General features: G+C 62.4%; 9 protein-coding genes. 4 read left to right on the top strand and 5 right to left on the bottom strand.

From position 1 onward, the window contains the following. Window positions 1–279 precede the first annotated feature (279 nt). The 4 genes from VJ464_11375 to VJ464_11360 all read left to right on the top strand — a co-directional run bounded on the left by VJ464_11375 (window position 280) and on the right by VJ464_11360 (window position 9,194). Window positions 280–5,763: a copper oxidase gene (locus VJ464_11375; GenBank protein HKQ05726.1), complete on the top strand. Its 5,484-nt coding sequence runs from the start codon at window positions 280–282 to the stop codon at window positions 5,761–5,763. A 133-nt stretch (window positions 5,764–5,896) separates the two neighbouring features. Beyond that, the gene (locus VJ464_11370; GenBank protein ID HKQ05725.1) at window positions 5,897–7,918 is read left to right on the top strand and encodes a hypothetical protein; all 2,022 of its coding nucleotides are present in this window, start codon (window positions 5,897–5,899) and stop codon (window positions 7,916–7,918) included. Window positions 7,919–8,277: 359 nt separating this feature from the next. Then, entirely contained in the window at window positions 8,278–8,685 is a 408-nt protein-coding gene (locus tag VJ464_11365; protein ID HKQ05724.1) for a type II toxin-antitoxin system prevent-host-death family antitoxin, read from the top strand. Beyond that, complete coding sequence (locus VJ464_11360; protein ID HKQ05723.1) at window positions 8,685–9,194, top strand: PIN domain-containing protein; 510 nt, start codon at window positions 8,685–8,687, stop codon at window positions 9,192–9,194. Before VJ464_11365 ends, VJ464_11360 begins: the two co-directional genes overlap by 1 nt. A 240-nt stretch (window positions 9,195–9,434) precedes the next feature. On the opposite strand, the gene VJ464_11355 is transcribed toward VJ464_11360, so the two are convergent. The 5 genes from VJ464_11355 to VJ464_11335 all read right to left on the bottom strand — a co-directional run bounded on the left by VJ464_11355 (window position 9,435) and on the right by VJ464_11335 (window position 20,289). Continuing rightward, window positions 9,435–15,029, bottom strand: a complete 5,595-nt coding sequence (locus tag VJ464_11355; protein ID HKQ05722.1) for an RHS repeat-associated core domain-containing protein — start codon at window positions 15,027–15,029, stop codon at window positions 9,435–9,437. A 99-nt stretch (window positions 15,030–15,128) separates the two neighbouring features. Next, on the bottom strand, window positions 15,129–16,577 hold the full coding sequence (locus tag VJ464_11350; protein HKQ05721.1) for a hypothetical protein: 1,449 nt from the start codon (window positions 16,575–16,577) through the stop codon (window positions 15,129–15,131). Between the two features lie 15 nt (window positions 16,578–16,592). Continuing rightward, window positions 16,593–18,032, bottom strand: a complete 1,440-nt coding sequence (locus tag VJ464_11345; GenBank protein ID HKQ05720.1) for an IPT/TIG domain-containing protein — start codon at window positions 18,030–18,032, stop codon at window positions 16,593–16,595. Between the two features lie 44 nt (window positions 18,033–18,076). After that, window positions 18,077–18,610 (bottom strand): tetratricopeptide repeat protein, encoded by a 534-nt coding sequence (locus VJ464_11340; GenBank protein ID HKQ05719.1) that lies wholly within the window; start codon window positions 18,608–18,610, stop codon window positions 18,077–18,079. Next, window positions 18,607–20,289, bottom strand: coding sequence for a multiheme c-type cytochrome (locus VJ464_11335; protein HKQ05718.1), 1,683 nt, complete (start codon window positions 20,287–20,289; stop codon window positions 18,607–18,609). The genes VJ464_11340 and VJ464_11335 overlap by 4 nt, the downstream gene beginning before the upstream one ends. Between the last annotated feature and the right edge of the window lie 174 nt (window positions 20,290–20,463).

Here is a 20,463-nt window from a genome sequence, read left to right as displayed (position 1 = left end):
CTTTTTTCTGAGCTCTGCGTCCTCAATAGGGGAGCGCCCGCACGATAAGCGGGGTTGTTATAATCTGAAACACACCGGGCGGCCTGTGATTCAGGCTGAAACACGCGAAGGTTTCCGCGCCGCCTCGCCGCACCGTAACCAAGGTTTTGCGCCTGTTATCTTTATCCTTTGGGCGCGTCGTGGGTATATCAATTGCCTCAGCATCAGCCGACTCGCTCAACGCGCCGAGTGGGCCGTTTTTTGTTTGCCGATCACCATTCATCCGTCAAAGGAGGGCAAATGTCCAGCAAGGAAATATTCTGCCTCAGGCAGCGGCGTTGCTTGCTCAGGGGGCTTCTCATGTGCGCCTTCATGGCGCTCGCCGCTTGGTCGGCAAGGGCGCAGGTGCAATTGACGCAAGCGCCGGATGCGACGCCGACGAGCGCGCCTGCCGTGCCGGCTTGCGCGAATACGGTTACTGCCAACGTCGTGGCTTTCGACCAGATCCTCACCTATAACCGCTTCGGGTCGTTCGATCCGGGCGGCATGATGTTCGCCCTCAAGCGCGACGTGGTGCCGATAGACCCGAACCTGGGGGTCGTCGCCGGCAACGTTCAGTTGCGCGCTAACAAGCGCCCGCGCCCCATCGTCTTGCGCGTTAACGAGGGCGACTGTTTGCAGGTGAGCTTCACCAACTACCTCGACCCCAACCGGGCGCATGTCGAGCAACTGCATTTCTTCAACCAGCCTAACCGGCGGCCCTATTACGACGTGACGCCGTTTTTCGGCACGCTAGAGCTTCAGATAGACGGCAGCATCCGCAAGATCGAGCCGATTGGCACAAGTACGAACACTTTCCAGGTCAAACAGTACAACAAAGACGGCAGCGTGCAGGTGCTCGACGACGGCACCGTGCACCTGTCGAAGAATGACACCCCCGCGACGCGGGCCGCGTCCATGCACGTCAACGGGATGGATTACGTCACAGGCATCTCCGACGACGGCTCCAACGTCGGCAAGAATCCCAGCTCGCTGGCCGACCCGGGGCAGACCAAGACTTACACCTGGTACGCTGCCAAGCAGGGGCAGTACCTCTTGTTTTCGACCGCGGCGACTATCGGCGGCGAGGGCAACGGCGGCCAGGTCGATCACGGGCTTTTCGGCGCCGTCGTCGTCGAGCCGAAAGGCTCGAAGTGGTACCGCTCGCAAGTCACCAACGCCCAGCTCAACGCCGCCAAGACCGGCGTGACGCCCAAGGGCCAGCCGACCATCAACTACGAAGCGGTTGATCCGGCGAGCGGCGACCCGGTCCTGAATATCCTCAGAGGCAACGAGATTATCTACACCGACCTCAACGCCGTTGTCACCGACTTCACCGCACAGAACGACGGCTGCTTCATTAACAGCGCCAGCCGCACCGACCCGCCGTCGAGCACCTGTGGCCAGTGGTTCCGCGAGTTCACCGTCATCTTTCATGACGAGTTGGAGACGGGCGCGCCGGCCTTCCCGGAAATGCTCGCCGACGAGAGCGTCTTCCATTCGGTGCGTGACGGCTTCGGCATCAACTACGGCTCGTCGAGCCTCGGCTCGGAGTTGCTCGCCAACCGCAAGAAGATCGGCCCTGGGGCCAACTGCGCCGAGTGCGAGTATGAAGAGTTCTTCCTGGAGTCCTGGGTTGATGGCGACCCGGCGCTGCTGGTGAAGGCCGACCCGACGACGCATAAAGCCAGCGCAGCCCTGTTCCCGGACGATCCCTCGAACGTGCATCATTCCTACATCGGCGACCCTGTGCGCTTCCGCAACGTCCATGCAGGGCCGAAAGAGACACACGTCTTCCACCTCCACGCCCACCAGTGGCTGCAAAGCCCGCGCGACCAGAACTCGACCTACCTTGATTCGCAGACCATCTCGCCGGGCGCCTCCTACACCTACGAAATTCAATATGGCGGCTCGGGTAACCGCAACCTGCTGCCCGGCGATGCGATCTTCCACTGCCACCTCTACCCGCACTTCGCCCAGGGGATGTGGGAGCTATGGCGCAATCACGACGTCTTCGAAGACGGCACCAGCGGGCGCAACCTGCCCGACGGTGAGATCGCCGGCGGCACGCCGACCCCTGCGATCATCCCGATCAAGAATCTGGCGATGCCTTTTATGCCTTCGGCGACTTTCAAAGGCTACCCCTTCTACATCGCAGCGGTGGGGGGACATCGCCCCTCACAGCCGCCGCTCGGTCTTGATTTCGACGGCGGCCTGCGCCGTCACTACATCCTCCAGGGGACTGACACCGACGGGCCGGCGGCCATCGCTGCCAAGTACAGCAACGACCCTGTTCACCAGCGCGTCGTGGCGCGCAACGCGGACCCCAACCTGCGGGCCTTTGCCCGCGACCTGGACACAGCCCAGGCGGTGCTCCTGCCCGACGCCGGCACCGTTGACGAGCAGACCTCTATGTCTTTCCACGACGGCACGCTGTTCCCGAGCGTCCCGGTGACGACCATCTACAACTGGGTGGCGCGCGGCTACGACTCGTTCACGTCATCGGGCGCGGCGATGAAGTTTCTCGTCAATGGCAGGCCGCGTGTGGCCGGCGCTCCTTATGCAGACCCCTGCCCGGTCAACTTCATCCCCGACCCTGACAACGGCGGTTCGCGCCCGGTGCCGCTGCGCAAGTACCGCGCGGCTTGGATTCAATTCGACTTCGACGATCCCGGCCAAGGCTACAACATCACAGGGTTCAAGACGCTCAAGATCAACAACGCCAACTGGCACGACCGTCAGGGCCGCATCGCCGTGCTCGAACAAGACGCCCTGGACACGCTCAACGGCAACCGCCCGCCGGAGCCTATGTTCTTCCGCGCCAACTCCGGCGACTGCATAGACTACCGCGTGACCAACCTCTTCCAGAACAAGTCGTTGAACCTCGACGACTTTCAAGTCTTCCAGGGCACCGACATCGTCGGCCAGCACATCCACCTCGTGAAGTTCGACGTGACCTCTTCCGACGGCGCGGGCAACGGCTGGAACTACGAGAGCGGTGCCCATGACGGCGAGTCAACGCGCGAGACGATCCGCGCTATACGCAAGTTCAATCACTGCACGGGCGTGGACTCTGGCGACGCGCGCGACAGCACAGACACCTGCCCCGTGGCCAAGCCGCACCCGGTCTTTGGCTCAGGCCCCGGCGGCATATGGGTCGGCGCGCAGACGCTGATCGAACGCTGGTGGGCCGACCCGCTGGTCAATCGCAATGGCCGTGACCGCACGCTGCGGACCGTCTTCACACACGACCACTTCAGCCCGAGCGGCCACCAGCATCACGGGCTGTACGCCGGGCTGGTCATCGAGCCGACCGATTCGACGTGGACGAATCTGACGGGCACCGTAGTCTTTGGCACGCGCGCCGACGGCGGCCCGACCAGTTACGCTGCCAACATCCTCGCAGGCCCGAACCAGTCGCGCAGCTACCGCGAGTTCAATCTGGAGATCGGCGACTTCGCCATCGTCTACACGCCGGCACCGGCCAACATTCCCGTCAGCCCGCCCAACCGCGTCGAACACGACCCGCCATTCATCGTCGGCTCGGTCGTCATCGACGACCCGTCGCAGAATCCGTTCCCCGAAGCCATCTCGGCGGCTGACCCCGGCACCATGGTCATCAATTACCGCAACGAGCCAATTCCGCTGCGCATCGGCCAACAGGGGCCGGGCGGGTTCCAGCAGAAGGGCGGGGCCGATGGCGATCTGGCTTACGCCTTCAGCTCGGTGATTCACGGCGACCCGTTCACGCCCATCCTGCCCGCCTACCCCGGCGACCATGTCCAGGTGCGGCTCTTGCAGGGCGCGCAGGAAGAGCAGCACGTCGTGAACATTCACGCGCACCGCTGGTTCTTCGAGCCCGGCACGCCGCAAGACCCCGCGGCGGTGAATAACTCTGGCTTCACCAACTCGCAAGCCATCGGCATCTCCGAGCACTTCGAGTTCGACTTCAACGACAAGGTGGCGCCGGTGTTCAACCGCCTCGGCATCGCCGACGTCTTCTACCAGTCGGCCCCGGTTGACGACCTCTGGAACGGCATGTGGGGGCTGATGCGGACCTACAAGTATTTCCGGCCGTCGATCATCGCCAAGCTGCCGAACAATCCATTGTTCCGCCCAATCTCGGGGACCGCGGCAGCCTCCAACGAGATGCGGACACAGGCGGCGATCATTGCCCCGCCCGACGCGACCGAAGAGAGCGCCGCGCCGGATAACCCGCTGAAGGTCGCCGGCGCCGACGGGACGCCCGAAGGCGCCAAGATATCGGCCCCTGCTCCCGTCGGCAGCAACGACCCGGACCAGCCTGACCCAGATACCAACAACGGCACCGCCGAGCCCGACGAGGTAACCGCCTCGCCCATTACGGCCCAGACGGCGGCGGCGACCGGGACGACCACCGCAAGCAGCGCGCCCGGCCTCACCCAGTGCCCGAACATCGCGGGCGTGCCGGTCAAGAACATGATCATCGAAGCCTGGCTGGCGAAGGACCTGCTGCGACACCTGTCCAACGGCTGGCAGGGCATCGTCTACAACAGCAAGTTCAACTTCTTTGACCCGGCGGGCATCGTCTACATCAACGCCGCCGACCGCACGGCCATCGCCAACGGCAGTAAGCCGCTTGAGCCGCTGGCGATCCGCTTCAACGCAGGCGACTGCATCAACGTCACGTTGCGCAACCGCCTGCCGGCGACGGGGGTGCCCGAATACACAAGCTACAACGAGGTGCCGACGATCATCCCTGCATTCAACTTCAACCAGATCGTCACCTCAAAACAACTGAGCCTGCACCCGCAGCTCGTCTTCTTCGACGTGAGCGGGTCGGACGGCGCAGTCATCGGCTTCAACCCTGACACGACCGCCGGGCCGGGCGAGCACATCCGCTACGCCTGGTACGCCGGCAAGGTCACTTTCAACAATTCGAATGTGACGCTGACGCCGGCGGAATTCGGCGTGATCAACCTGCGCGACTACGGCGACGTCATCAAGCATTCGTCGCACGGCGCCATCGGCGCCGCCGTGGTCGAGCCGAAGGGGTCGAGTTACTTCGTCGTCGGCAGCACGACAACGAAGTTACACAGTGGTGCGAAGGCCGACATCATCGCCGCCAACGGCGGGCTGTTGTTCCGCGAGTTCGTGGTCCACTACCAGGACGACGTGACGATGCAGAGCGCCCCGTCCAGCAGCAACAACATCGGCATGAAGAACCAGGGCGGCGAGGATGACCCCGAGGATTCGGCGCAGAAGGCGTTCAACTACCGGACCGAGCCACTGTGGGCGCGGTTCGGCTTGCCGCCCGACACGCCGATCACGCCTGGCCACGGCACCACCACAACGCTGAATGATCTGGATTACAAAAACAGCCTGAGCTCCAACACGCTGAGCTTCGGCTGCAACGCCACGCCTTGCGACCCGCTGACGCCGATCTTCGAGGCCAAGCCCGGCACCAACGTGCGCTTCCGCATCGCCCAGGCGGCGGGGCACCCGCGCCAGCATGGCTACACGCTGTTCGGCCATCACTGGAACTTCGAGCCGTGGCAGAACAACTCGCTGGTGTTGGGCAGCAACCCGCTGACCTTCGAGATCGGCTCGTTCAGCGGCTTCGGCCCGACACGCCACTTCAACATCCTGACGGTGGCGGGCGGGCTGACGCGCAAGACCGGCGACTTCCTCTACAGGACGCAGGACAGCTTCAGCTTTGCCGGCGGCCTGTGGGGCATCTTCCGCGTTTCGGCAACAGCCCCGTAACCCTCTCCAAGGATGCGCAACCGCGCGGGGCTGACGGGTACGGGCTTGACAGGCATCGAGTCAAGCCCGTACCCGGTTGTTGAATGGGCGAATTACCCGATTGTGATTTGAATCACTCACCGCAGAGGAGAACATGAAAGGCTTACCGACCGCCACCCGAATGGCCTGGCTCCGCGCCGTGTTATTTGTGCTACTTACCACACCAGCAACCGTTGCGCAGCAATCCGCCTCCCAGGATCAACCCTTCTATACTCCCAAGCCTTCTTCGACCGGCATCAACCCTTCGCAGAAGTTCGAGAAGGAAGGCATCCGTGTTGACTTCTCGATCACCGCGTTTAGAGCCGACGGCGGCAAAGACGCACAGTTGATGGCCGGCGCTGATGCGCGGGTGACGTTCCGCATCACCGACGCACACACCAAGCAGCCGGTCAGCGGCCTGCGCCCAAGCGCCTGGATTAGCGCCCGCGCCTACGCCCATGCCCCCAACGAGGCAGAGTGCCGCGATAAGATCGGCACCTTCCTTGGCGGCTTCCTGGCGGCGCGGCCCGAGGTCAATCTCAACGCCTACTATCTGGTGACGCTCAATCACGACAACACCGTCACCTTCATCAACCCGCAAATCTCCTTCAGCGCGACGAAGCTCGAAAGCATCGTCACGCTGCCGGGCCGCGGGGCCGACTGGGTGTTGTCGAAAGGCAAAGACCTGCTCTACATCACCCTGCCCGAGCAGTCGCAGGTCGTCGCCATCAACACGTTGACGCGAAAGATTGTCGCCACCATCCTACTCGGCGAGAAGGCGAAGCCGATGCGCCTCGCCTTACAGCCCGATGGCCGCTACGTGTGGGCGGGGCTTGACGAGTCCCCCGCGGTCGCCGTCATCGACACGGCGACGAACCGCCTAGCCGCCATCGTGCCTGCGGGTCGCGGGCTGCACAATCTGGCGTTCACCGACGACAGCCGCTTCGTCTACGTCACTAACAGCGCCGACAACACGATCACGGCGATTGACACGGCGAAACTCGCAAAGGTCGCCGACATCGCCGTGTCGCAGACGCCCGTGCCGATTGCCTACAGCCGCGCGAGCCGCCTGGTCTACGCCGCGGGTATCAATGGCGGCAGCGTCAGCGTGATCGACCCGGCCCGGCAGCAGGTGGTGGCAACCGTCCCTCTCAAGCGCGGCGTGGTCGCGCTGAAGTTCGACCTCGGCGGGCGCTACGCCTTCGCGGTCAACCAGATTGAGAGCTCTGTGGCGGTGATTGACGCCGCCACCAACGCAACGGTCGCTGCGGGCGAAGTCGTCAAGGGCGCAGACCAAGTGACGTTCACGGCGCGCTACGCCTACGTGCGCGGCACCGAGTCGGAGAAGTTCTCGCTAATCGACCTCAGCGAGGCACGGAAAGGCAAGCTCGCGGCGACTGTCATTCAGGCGGGCCAGCAAGCGCCCGCCGCCGCCGCCGCGGACATCGGCGTGGCTGACATGATGGTGCCGGCGCCGGAAGGCAACGCCGTGATGATCGCCAATGCGCCCGACGGCGTGATCTATTTCTACACCGAAGGGCTGATGGCGCCGAGCGGCACAATCAGCAACTACAAACGCCGTGCCCGCGGGCTGATGCTGATCGATAACAGCTTCTCGGAAGTCGCGCCTGGCACCTATACGACGACGGCCAGACTGCGGCGCGGCGGGCGCTTTGACGTCCCTGTGCTGATCGACCAGCCGCGCCTCACCACCTGCTTCCAGATCGAGGTCGCCGACTCGCCCGCTGCCGAGAAGCAGCGGGCGAGAACGCCTATTGTCGCGGAGGCACTCTTCAAGGGGCAGCGGTTCAGGCCGGGCGAGCCGAACCGGTTGCGCCTGAAGATTATCGACTCGATCACACGGGAGCCGGTCACCGGGCTGCGCGACGTTCACGTCCTGATCTTCGAGCCGCCGGGCATCTGGCAGCAGCGGCAATTCGCCAGCGAGGTCGAGAAGGGGATCTACGAGGTCTCGCAGGTCTTCCCCGAAACCGGCCTGTTCCGTGTTATGGTGCAGGTCGAATCACTGGGTGTGCGCTACGTTGACTTGCCATACACAGAGGTCGGCGTCATTGCTGATGCAGGGGCCACAGCCGGCGGCCGGGCAGGCAAAACGAAGTCGGGCAGTAACCAATAACCGAAACCTGCGAAACGCTGTAGCAGGAGTAAGCCACTTGGGCGCCCTCGAAGGCCGGCGTTTCGAGGAACGACTTCGCCTCTTTGATCTTTTCGCGATCCATTCCGAAGAAGTCATAGTGATGAAGTGGCTTATCGTTCTTTACTGACTTTTTCTGGCCAGCCTCCCCGCCCACGATAATCAGTCCGCGCGCCCGCATCTCTACTTGATCCCTGCGGCACGGCAAACAGAATGAGATGGACAAGTCAGGGAGGCAACCCCACATTCTCAAGTTGTGGCGGGCTTGGCAGAAGCCTTTTCCATTGCGCCTTGCGTACATACGTATGTACTATGATTGCAAGGGCGAAAGGATCAACGCAATGACCAAAATTGTTGAAGAAGTTGAGCGGGAGGCGGACGCGGTGCTACGCATCGCCGATTACTTGAGCAGGCCGCAGAAATTCATGCCCGTTGCGGAAGCGCGGGCTGAGATGAAGCGCACGCTTGAGATAGCAGAGAAGGGTAGCGTCGTGTTGACGGCGCATGGCGAGCCGCAGGCGGCCATCGTTGACTTCGAGACGTTCGAAACGATGCGCGGCGCAGTGATGCAACTGCTGATGGCCGAAATGGAAGCGAGTTTTCAGCGGACTCAAGCGCGTGCGCGCGCGGGAAGCGCCGGCCCGGAAACGAGCTTCGATGAACTCGACTCACTCGTCGGCGAAGCGGTGCACGCCGGTCGGCGAGAGCGGCGTGGCAATGCGGCGCGTGGCAGGAAGGCCACACGTTAGTGGAAACGTTTCGTGTAGTGATTGACGCACAGATCGTGCTTTCAATGTTCCTGGTGAGGCGTGATCGACCCGAAGAAACCTCCCCGAAGCGACGGCTTCTCAGACTGCTTGCCATGCCTCGTGTTACATGGCTTTGGACGCCGGATATTATCGCTGATTATGAAAGTGGCGCGTGGGCGATAGAGAATAATCGAAGGCTCCTGGCCCGTGCCGCGTTCGACCGCACCGGCTTCACTCTTTTTATCCAGGCTCTGGAATTTCAGGAAAAGGTAAGGGTGTCCGCAGAGACGATGAAGCGCGCGCGCCGGCGGCTTGGGCAAGCAGTTAAGGCCAAAGACCGCGACCTGGACGACGCCGTCTACCTGGCTGCCGCAGTGGATGGCAATGCGTTCTTACTTGTTTCGAAGGATTCTGATTTGCGAACCTTGGGCGACGAGTACGAAGGCGTTTTGATTGCCGGCTGGCAGCGGCTTGAAGACGAGCTGCGGGCGCGAGCCATTGAACTTTGATGGTTGAGCCGGTCATAGGATGCCGCCGCTCCGGGTGAGGGCAATCATCGCTTCAGCATCCTGAACGCCTAGTCGTCCCGAACCAAATCAACACTTCTCCCGCCTGCGCCCGCCCCGTCGCCGAGGAAGCGTGTCGTGAACTGCGTCGTGTGTCAGGCAAGCAGTTTGATCCGCAAGCCGTCGAAGCATTCTGTAAGATAGCGGCTGAAGGATTCGCCACGCCGAATAGCCGTATCGAAGTTACATCCTGCCGCCGGCCCTTGCCCGACATGCCTCATATTCTTTAAGACAGATGACGCCGTCGTCAACATCACCTAAAGCATTCAAAATGCAAATATCGTATTCTGCGTCACATATCTTCTTGTCCTCCTCGAACTTATCATAATCGGCTTCGGGCCAGGGGATTTCCTGCTCTCCTGTATCGGTCAGGTCGCAGCGGCGCGAGCAAAGCAGCCCGCCAATCGCCCCGCCGGCGAGTACGCCCAGGCCAGCGCCATACGAGGCGGCGGCAGGCTCGACGATAATGATCAGCGGCCCGCCGACAATCGATACAACGCCGACGACGCCACCCAATGTCCCGCCGATCACGCCGCCAATGACTGACCCAATGATCACGCAGTTGCCGGGGTCTTCCGGGAGCATTGGGCGGGGATAGAGGTTCGCCGCCAGACCATACGGGTCGCGGTAGTAAATCGGGTTGTTCTTGACATAGGCGTAGAGATTCAGCCCCCCCTTGATCCCATACGGGTCCTCTCTCAGGAAGCGGCCTTGCTGCGGGTCATACCACCGCGACCGGAAATAAATCAGCCCGGTTGCCGAATCGTGCTCTCTCCCGACAAAGCCATAACGCGTCGTTGCCTTCGCGTTGCCGACGCCGAAAGGATCATATTGCAGACGCTCGACGACGTTGCCACTCGACGACGAAAGCGCAATCGTGCTGCCCAGGCGGTCTTGATGGTAGTAGAGGGAACCGGTCGCGGCACTCGTCTGTCGTAGCTTCTCATCAACGGTCTGGCCGTTGAGATACGCTACGCGTTTGCCATCGCTGCCCGCGTCGATCACCACATCATCACGGTCATAAAGGAACGAGGTGGTTATCCCTGCGGCGACGCGGGAGGTTCGGCGACCAAGCGCGTCGTACCCATAACTGATGGCCTGGCCATCAGGCAGGGTCACTTTCGTCAAGCGTCCACGCGCATCCCAGGTGTAGCTCGTCGCTCCCTGCGCGTCGCTCCGGCGAATCAACTTGCCTTCGGCATCAAAGCTGAAGGCGGTGCCGCCGGCCTGCGGAATGCGATTCAGCGCATCAGCCTCGGCGACCGTCTTCGCGTCGGCAAGCGGCGGCGACGGTGAGAGCGAGCTGATGGCTGTGATCTCGCTATCGAGGTTGAAACTGTAGCGCAGGTCTTCCAACGGCCCGCCCTGGGCCGGCGTGTGCGTCAGTTGCGTCAGCCGGTTCGCATCATCGTAGACATAGTTCGTGGTTACGCCATTGGGGCGTTGCAGGGTGTTCAGGCGAGAGATGGCGTCATACGTATAGGTGAAAGATTCGGCGGCCTGGCTGATCGTCTGCAAGCGCCCGGCCATATCGTAGCCATAAGAGACGGCGGGGCTGTCTGCCGCAGTCATCGTCGTGCGCTCGCCCGCCGCGTTATAGCTGTAGCTGATCGTTCCGGCGTCGGTCGTTTCGCTGAGCTTGCGATTCGCCTCGTCATATGTCCAACTAATGACCCCCGATTGCGTGTCATCCATGCGAACGACCTTGCCGGCGGCGTCATAGTTAATCGTCAAAACCGCATCAACGTATTCGACTCGCGACACGCGATTGAGTGCATCATAGACGATGTTCGTGCGGCGACCGAGCCGGTCGGTCGTGCTCGTGACATTGCCGACCGCGTCATAAGTTTTGCTCATTAGCCGGCCTGACGTGTCACGCATCCCGGTCTGGCGGTGTAACTCATCATAGGTATACGTCGTCGTGTTGCCGCGTTCGTCAACGATGGCCGTCAGCTTCCGCTGGTTGTCATACTGGTACTGCACAACCGAGCCGTTCGGGTCGCTCATGGTCTCCCGCTGCCCGCGCGCATCGTAGCTGAAGCGGGTCGTGCGTCCCGACGGCGAGACCTCTGCGACCTTTTCATTATTCGCATTGTAAAGCATGCGCCACACACGCCCGAGCGGATCAACCTTCGCTGTTAAGCGGTTCCTCGCGTTGTAGGTCATTGCCCACCTCCGCCCCAACGCGTCCGTAACACTGACCAGATTGCCATTCGCGTCGTAAGCGTAACGGGTGACCGCCCCATTCGGTGTGGTTTTCGTGAGGATGCGGCTCAGCTTATCGTAAGTCATCGCGGTGCGACGACCGAGTGGGTCTATGGTTGCCGTCCGCCTGCCGATGCCATCGTACTCCATCAAGGTCTTATTGCCGAGCGGGTCGGTTAGGGCTGTCATATTGCCCTGCGCGTCGTAATCCATTCTCCAGGTGTGTGACAAGGGATCCGTGCGGCTCGTCATCTGGCCGAACTGGTCGTAGGTGTAAGTGGTCGTCTGCCCTAAGGCATCGGTCATCGACAGGCGGTTGCCCCTGGCGTCGTACGTATAAGTCGTCGTCCGACCGAGCTTGTCCGTCATACGGGTAATCTTGTTGAAGGTCGGCTCGTACTGCATCGTCTCTGTGGCACCGAGGCGGTCGGTGACAGAGGTGACGTTCCCACGCTCGTCAAATTGATTCAGCGCCTCGGCGCATCCGCAGGGGCCTGTGACGGTAAGCGGCAAGCTGGTGGTGACATCGCGATCAATCCGTGTGCTCTGGCCGAGCGCATCCGTAATGCCATTGACATAGCCGCGGGCGTCGAAGCGCAATGTGCGGACGCGGCCCAGGGCGTCTGTGATCGTGACGGCGGCGACAATGGCACCCGCCAGCGTGTAGTCGTAACGCTCGAACCCACCCTCGGCGAACTTCTGCATGACGACTCGACCGCGGTTGTCGTAGGTGATTTGCTTAATCAGGTTGCCTCGCTTATCGGTAATTGACGACAGGCGGCTGAGCAGGTCGTATGTGTAATTCATTTTGCCGCCCGTAGGATCGTCCACCAGCGCCAGCCTGCTGCCCGAATCGTAAGCATAAATCCAGACGCGACCGATGGGGTCAGTGGCGCGCGTGATGCGATTCTGCCCATCATAATCGAGCATGATCGAACGTCCGACGGCGTCTGTGATTTTTATCAGATTTCCGGTCCCGTCGTAGGCGAGCGTAATCGCGTTGCCGTTGCGCTCGGCAACGGTCAGCAACCTGCCGCCGGAATCGAAGCGCAGCAACTGGCCGTTTGCCCGCCGGTATTCAAACGAGTTGTCCGTTAACCGCCGCACCACATCCCCGAGTTGTTCGCTGGTTTCAATCGTGGTGAAGACTAGCGCGCCGTCCACGTCTGTACGCGCGTAGCTGAAGAGGCGGCCAGTAATCTCGTCAGGCATCACCAGACGACCGGTCCCTCCTGCTTGAAAGCTGCCGGTTAGTCGGATGCTGTAATTGTGCCGGGTGCCGCGACCGAACGGGCAGTTATCACATTGTCCTGCCAGATCGCTGGTGTGGACACGGCTGAGCTGCATGACGCCACGCGACCCGGCAACGGAGATATCAATCGCCCGCTCGATCTTCACCCCTGATGACAAATCGACCTTGTTAGCGGTGGAGCTACATGCACAGCGTTCACAGCGACAGGGGTTGCCGCCGGGCGCTGCCGAAGCGCCATGCCAGGAGAAGTCGCGTAGGCCATAAGGCTTGCCCGTCCTCGGGTCGGTCTCCGGCACGATGCTGCGCCCGTCTGTGCTGACGCGCCCATAGCCGTAGACGTACCACTGCACAGTGTCATGGTTAAAGGCGTACAACTCGAGGCGCGTGCCGGGGTCTTTTCCCATCAAGTTCGGATAGACGACAGGCATGGCTACGTCGGCAATCGCGCCGCCCGGCTGGCTGGTGAACACCATTGCCATTGAAACATTCGCCGGCAGCGGCGCGGGCGTGCGATCCGGCGGCAAGGCGGTGAGCGACACTCGCGCTACGGGTGAGCTATCGCGGTTGCGCAGGTTGGCTCCCGCCGGCACGGTCATCTGCGCGCCGGGAACATTCGGGTTGGTTGCCACTGTGTCTTGATTGATCAGCAGCGGCACTTCGTACTGCACCTGAATCGGCGGCAGGTAGAATGTAAAAGGGACGACGTTCGCCTGTCCCGCGACCACATTGGCTGGCTCAGTGATGACCGGGTAGGTGCGATTCGGCGCGCTCGCCGTGCGCCCATCAATCATCAGCGGGCGCGCGCTTCCCGCGGCGATTCCAGACAATAAGAAAGCGCCTGCCGAATCCGTGACGGTTGACTGACCGTCGAGCGAAACGGTGGCTCCCATAATGGGTTCCTTTGCGGATGAAAGCACGCGACCGGCGAGCGTCGTTTGTCCGGAGGCTATGACGTTGAGGGTCGCGGCGGCGGTGCGAATCAACTGGCTCCCATCAACCTTCGCAGCGGCACGAATGGTGAAGGGATAGCTGCCCGTCGCGAGGTTGGCGCTTGTCAGATTCAGCGTCAGTGTCGAGCTTGCGCCGCCGGTGACCTGCGGCGGGTCGAAGGCCGCCGAAACGCCCGCCGGCAAGCCGGTTGCCGACAGGCTGGCCAATTGACTGAAGCCCGACTGCGGGCTGGTGACCGACACCATGTATGTTGCAGAAGTCTGCTGCACAGCGGTGCTCGACGAGGGCGAGGTCGTCAGCGTGAAGTCCTGCGAAGGCGCAATCACGAACGCGGTGGCAGTCGTCACGCGGCCCAACGCATTCGCCACTTCAATCGGCCCATTGACCGTCCCGTTCGGAACGATGGCGCGGACTTCGGTGGCGCTGGAGCTAACAACGAGCGCCGCCAGGCGGGCGTTGTTATTCCCTTGGAAGGTGACGGTGGTGGCCATCAGGCCGGTGCCTGTAAGCACGACGAGCGTGCCCGCCGGTCCTGACTTCGGATTGTAGTCCGTGATGACCGGCGCGGGGGCCGGCACGGCAATCACCGTAAAGGCATTGTTCAGTGTGACCGTTTCAGCGGCACTGCCGTTTGAAGCCGAGGTGACGACGCTGACCGTGTGCGGGCCAGTGGCCGCACTGGCCGAAATCGTAAGCTGCGCCGTGGCGGTCTGCGCATCTGTGACCATCACGGGGCCGAAGGTGTCGACAGCGGCTCCGCCGACTGAAAGGCCGCTGCCGAACGAGGCGCGGGTCAATCCCGCCGCCCAGTGCGTGTTGGTGCCGCGCAGCGTGACGTTGAGCGTTTGGCCCTGGCCGCCCTGCGTCGGCGACAGGCTCGCGAGTGCAGGGAGCCGCCTGGCGCGCGTCGCGGTGATCGCCACGACCAGGCTGGTGCCGGGCTTTCCCATGATCGTCACATCTAGCGTGTTATTTGCGGTCAAGGTGATCGCTTGATCGACCGGCGGCAATTTGTCATCGAGCTGCACGACGACTTTGCCATTGAGACTGACGGTCGCACTCAGGGTGCGATTGGTCTGGTTAGCCGAGCCGCTCTGCACGCGCAGGTTAAAAGGCGCAACGGCGTCGGCGGGCAGCGCGAACTGAAAGCGAGCCGGCTTCGGGTTGCCGTTATCGCGGGTGATGGGTGGTGTTGAAAAGATGGTGATGACCTCCACGGCCTGGGCAAACGGCGTGGTCGCGCTTGACTTCGTGAAAGGCGTTTTAGCCGCAGCCCATGTAGCAAGTAACGTGGCTTGGAAACTGAGCGCCACGGCAAGCAGAGCCGCGATGATTGCGCGAATTGAATGATAGGCCCGGTTAGCTTTCATAGCTTTTCTCACCTTCTCCGGCGTGCGCGCCTGCGCGGCTGCACACGCCGGGTCTTCAACACTCTTGCCGTGGCTTGGTGCGAAACACTTTTCGCACCTTCAGCGGAGCCGACTGGCGACCACCCGCTTGCCGGATTTCGTGATGTAGGTCATCTCCGAACCGCCCGCCGAGGTGGTGGCGATTTCGACTTTGTTGACCGGCTCACCATTTATCGTCGGGGCTTGGGCGATAGCCGTGATGTCAACCGTGGCGGTCGCCGCCAGCGCGCAGACGCCCGTCGGCAGAGTGATGCTCGCCGTCGCCGTCGAAGCGCCGACGGTGCCCGACAGCGGGCTGCTGGTGAAAGTGGTCTGTGGCCCCCTGGCAGGAATGACTGTGACCTGCACGACTGTCCCGAGCGGCACATTCGACGCTTGAATCACCACGTCAAGCGGGTTGGTCTGGGCGGTCGGCACGAGCACGTCCGGCGCGCCTTGCAGCGAGCCGATAGTCGAAGCGGGAGCAGCGATGCCAGCGACTGAGGCAATTTTGATCTGCGGTGCCGTAGGCAGGGTCACAGGGTTGGGGGTCGTCACACTGGCAATCGTGTCAATGTTCGGGTTATAGCTAGTGAAGTCAAACGTCTCCAGGCGCACGTAGCCGGGCGCGCCTGTGCCGCCAAACCACGTCTTATTGCAGCAGTTGGTGCCGCCGCCGCCGCCGCCGCCGGCAAGCAGGTTGCCGGTCCCTGTGAGCATATTGGCGACGAGCCGAATCGCGCCGCCCGCGCCGCCGCCGCCCGCGCCCTGGTCAAACCCAAACGCCCCCGCGCCGCCGCGCGCATCAATAGATCCCGTGATCTTGATAGTGGTTGAGCTGGCGATCATGATCGCGCCGCCACCGCCACCGCCGCCGCCGCCGTGTGCGTTCGCAAAAGTGCCGCCGCCGCCACCGCCTGAACCGCCGACCAGCGGCAGCAGTAAGCTGGACGCATACCTCGACCCACCTTTGCCAACTGCTGTACTGGCATTCTGCACAGCGCCATCGGCACCCGGCTTGGCAAAGCCGCCGCCGCCGCCGCCGCCGACATTCGTGCCGTTCAAGCTGCCGCCGCCGCCGCCCGCGCCCGGCCCATCGCCAGCGATGCCGGCAAAGGTGTCAATGCCATAGCCGCCCGTGCCGCCATTGAAGCCGCCGGGGCCGCCAAAGCCGCCGCTGCCGTTGGCGTTGCCGGGCTTGCCTGCGACGACAACCGTCCCGTCAATCGTCACGTCGCCGCTAGCCAGTATGGTGACCGGCGTGTTCTTCGCGTTGCGCGTGAAGGTGATGGTGATATTGGCCGGGATGTTGATGGTGGTGTAATTGAACACGCCGCTGTCGGGGACGGCGATGGACATGCTCGCGGTCGGTGCGAATGCCCCGTCAGCGCCCGTTGAGCCGCTGTTAAAGGCGTTCGCCGGATTCTGTGAGAATGCCGCCGTCAAGTTGAGTGAAAAAGCACAGGCCAGTGTTACCAGGGTAATCCCTAGCTTCCGCCTGAGGGTTGTCGCTTGGTCGTGTCGTCGCATGGCTTGATTCTCCTTTTAAGGGGTGATGGCAATCGTGTTCTGTGTGACTTTGGAGGTTAGTGAACTGCCGGCGGGAGTCATGACAAATACAAAGCGCGCACCCGGCGTCACGGTCGCGCCGACGGTCAAGGTTGCGGTCAGTGTCTGCCCATCCGCACTAATGTTGAAATTCGACGCTGTGATGCCGCTATCGACAACGCCGTTATCGTCTACGAAGCGGAGCGCCATCGCGCCACTGAGATTGAACCCGTTGAGGGTCAGCGTAAGCGTTGCGCCGCGCGCCAGGGTGACGGGCGAGAGGCCGCTGATGTTCGGCCCGCTCGTCGCGCTCACCAACAGGCTCAAGGTTGCGCCAGGGTCGCCATTGACGACCCCGCGACGTATCGCCAGCAACGTCGCCGACGCCGGCAGCGGCTCGCCAACATCAAAGCCGTGACGGACAGTGATCGGCTTGGCGATGGCATCGGGCAAGCCTTCGATCAAGCCGCGACGCACAGCCAGGAAGGCGTTCGCTGCCGGGACGGGTTCGATCTCTGCGAAGCCGCGGCGCACGGTGATCGCGCCTGAGGCGATGCCGGGGTTACCGACGACCGGCTGCGAGCGCACCGAGAGCACCGCTGTGTTAGTGGCCGTCAGGCCAGGCGACGTACCGTACCTTACGGACGTGGTCGCAAACGCGTAGGGCACATCGTCCCGGACTTGCAGTCGCCGCTCCGCGAATAGCGCCGGCAGCGCCACGCTCGCACAGCCTATCGTGACATCCATTGAGAAGATTCTTCCGGCCTGTATCTGCGCATCCGGAGCTTTATATAGGCCGGTCGCAGAGATCGTACCGATACTGGCATCGCCGCCCGCGATGCCGTTCACACTCCAGGCCACCGCCTGGTCACTGGAAAGCGGCGTGACTGTAGCCGAGAATTGCAGGCGGCCGCTGAAAGCGACAGTGGACGAAAGCGGCAAGACGCGCAGGCCCGGAAGGATGCTGAATGAAGATGCCGCCGTCAATTGCCCGCGCGGCGTGTTGATGATGGCCGGGCCAGTGGTTGCCGCATCGGGCACTTCGGCGATAATCTCTGTGCTTGTAGCCGAGATTACTCTCGCGCCACTGCCGTTAAAGAGCACTGTGTTGTCCGCTAGTCCTGGCCCGAAACCGATGCCGGTGAACGTCACGCGGTCGCCGGCCACGGCCATCGTCGGGGAGAGCGAGAACAAGAGCAGCGCGTCTGTGCCGAGCCGACGGATGGCCGTAGGGTTGCCAGCCTGGTCATAGTCGTAAACTGCCACTTCGCCCGTCGCCGAGACGACTGCGCGCAATCGCCCGTTGGCGTCGTAAATGTAGCGCGTCGTGCCGCCTTGCTGTGCAGCGACCGGCCATTGCTCGAAGGTTGTGACCAGGGCTACGAGCAGCACGGCAAAGAGTCGCGCAAAGGTCTTACATGAATTGCTCGCTGTCATCCGACACCTCCCAAGGCTGTCTAATAATCCGCCGCATTCTCGTTTCAATGGTCAGGCGTGGCGACGCTGCCGGTCAGCAGCAGCCTGGCAGGCGAATCGCCGGTGTGCGCGTGCGACCCGATACGCTCGTCAGCCCACTGCGGCTGGGCGGCGAAAAAACGCCCGGCGATGACGTCGGCCAGCGGGTCATCGCGCCAGCCGAGATACAATGCCTGAGCGCGGTCTGCGTCAGTCTTCCTGCCCTCGCTGGCATAGATCGGCACAAGGAATTGATAGGCCCCGGCGTCGAGTGGGTCTATGGCCAGGACCGCCTCGAAGGCGGCGCGAGCTTCTGATATGCGACCGAGCCGGTAGAGCGTCTGTCCGAGCTGCCGGCTCAACTCTCGATCTCGCGGGTAGGCGATTGCCAGCCGCGCAAACTCGTCGGCAGCCTGCGTCATCTTTCCTTCGGCGCGCAAGAGAAGCGCGGCGTAATAGCAAACACGCGGATCTGTCGGGGCCATCTGCACAGCGCGGTCGATGAGCGTCCTGGCTTTTCGCAGTTGCTCGCGGAGCGGGCCGAAGCGCTCCGTCTTCATCTCGGCGATGGCTTGATTGACCAGTAAGTCGGGGCTTTCGGATTGAGTGCAGCGGCTTGCTGGAAAGCGGCGGCGGCGTCCGCGTAACAGGACTGCTCCAAGAGGCCGATGCCATAATCATTCCACCTTCTCGCCTGCGCCAACGAAGTCGGCGCGGGTTGAGCAAGGCGCGCGTCCCGCGCTTGCATCGCTTGCATGGTTGACTGAACGATGACGACCTCCGCCTGCGTCATAGTCACAACAGGAATCGTCAGTTGCGACCCCGTTCTGCCTAACACGTAGGCTGTATATTCCTTGTTGAAGCGGCGGTAGTTGACGCGCGCGCGCAGCGTCACGGCGCGCGCGGCTTGCTGGTCAGCGGGCAAGCGAAAGCGAAACCGAATGACATCGGAGCGCCCGGCGGCGATGGCATTGTCGTAGGCTTTGACGGCAGCCAGCCAGACCTGGTGACGAGTAATCATCCGTCCCGACTCGTCGAGCAAGATCGTTCGGTAAACATGCGCGCTCTCATCAAGCGTCCCATCGGACAATAGAAAGCCGCTATGAAAGATGGCTTGGCCGGAGGCGTCGAGCGCCTCGAATTCCACCCAGGCTTCGTACAGGTCGCGCAACTCAGGCGGGAATGAATGAGCGGCATTACGGTTGGCGACGACGACTTCGGCGGTCACCGCTTCGCCGGGCGCGAACGTTGCCAGGTTCTCTGCATCCGGCACAAGGGTTTGCAGGCAAGCGCCCCTGGCCTCACCTTTGACCGCGAAGATGTCCACGGCCAGCACGTCCGCCTTGAGAAAGTTCTGGGTCAAGGCGACTTGTTCAACCTGCCCATAAAAGAGTGGCGACGCTGTGTTAGCGCCGAGCCAGCGGTGCGAGGCGATCAAGCCCTGTTTGGCGGAGTTGTCGTTGTGGCTCGTGACCTGCGGCATATGGCAGGCGCGGCAGTCTGCGCGCTGCGCCCGCCTGTAGAATGGCGTCACCGTCTCACGCGACGCCCCGGATTGTTGCCACTCGTCGTAAGCCGAAAAGCCGCGGATGAACTTGTAGCCGTTGAGCGCAGGTGGGGCAGATGACTTATGACAGCTCGCACAGAATTCCGGCTGCTTGAGCAGCGGGCGCATCATCGCACGGCGATGGCCTTCGATGTCTGCAAGTATCTGTTCGTCGGCGACCTCTCCGGGAAGCAGCGTGCCGTCCGGCCTGGCGAGCAGCGCCGGGCGGCGAATCGTGTAGCTGCCTGTGCCGTCAGCCCGCGCCGCAGTAATCGAATGGCAGACCAAACAGGTCACCCCTTCGTCGGTCATGGCTTTTGATGGGCTATGCCCACGGTCGAGTGAACCTGTAAGCAGCGCTACAGGGGCGTGACAAGCTTCACAGTGGCGCGTGAACTCGACGCCGCGCGTGCGCAGCAAAATATCAACGCTTTCCTTGTAAAACGGCTCGCGCCCGGCATTGTGGTGTAACGACTGCGACCAGCCGGCGTGCGTGTCCGTGTGACAGGAAGCGCATCGCGCCGCCGGCAAGAAGTCTGCTTCACGGATGAAGCGACCGTCTTCCGTCTGGGCATTGGATGGGCTGAAGGCGTCCGCCGGAACGGGAGGCACCGAGCGCGCCGCGCCGATGACGGATGCCGCCGCCAAGGTGAGTAACGCGACGAGATGAATTGTTCTAGTCAGCCTTCTCATGCGGAATTCAAGCCTCCGGTCTGAAACGAGGATTCAGGTAAGATCGAGAAAAAAGTCACACTGGAGTCCGGTGGCTGGCGCTAGGCGGTTGCCAGGCGAAGGGAGCGAATCGTTTGGGTTTTGCTGTGCGCCTTCATCGTTCGTTTCCTACCTTTTCATATTGCGGCACTTGAG

Source organism: Blastocatellia bacterium, assembly GCA_035275065.1.
In the GTDB taxonomy this organism is placed as follows: domain Bacteria; phylum Acidobacteriota; class Blastocatellia; order UBA7656; family UBA7656; genus DATENM01.
Note: the sequence above shows the minus strand (reverse complement) of the source record. Positions and strands in the feature narration are given on the sequence as shown.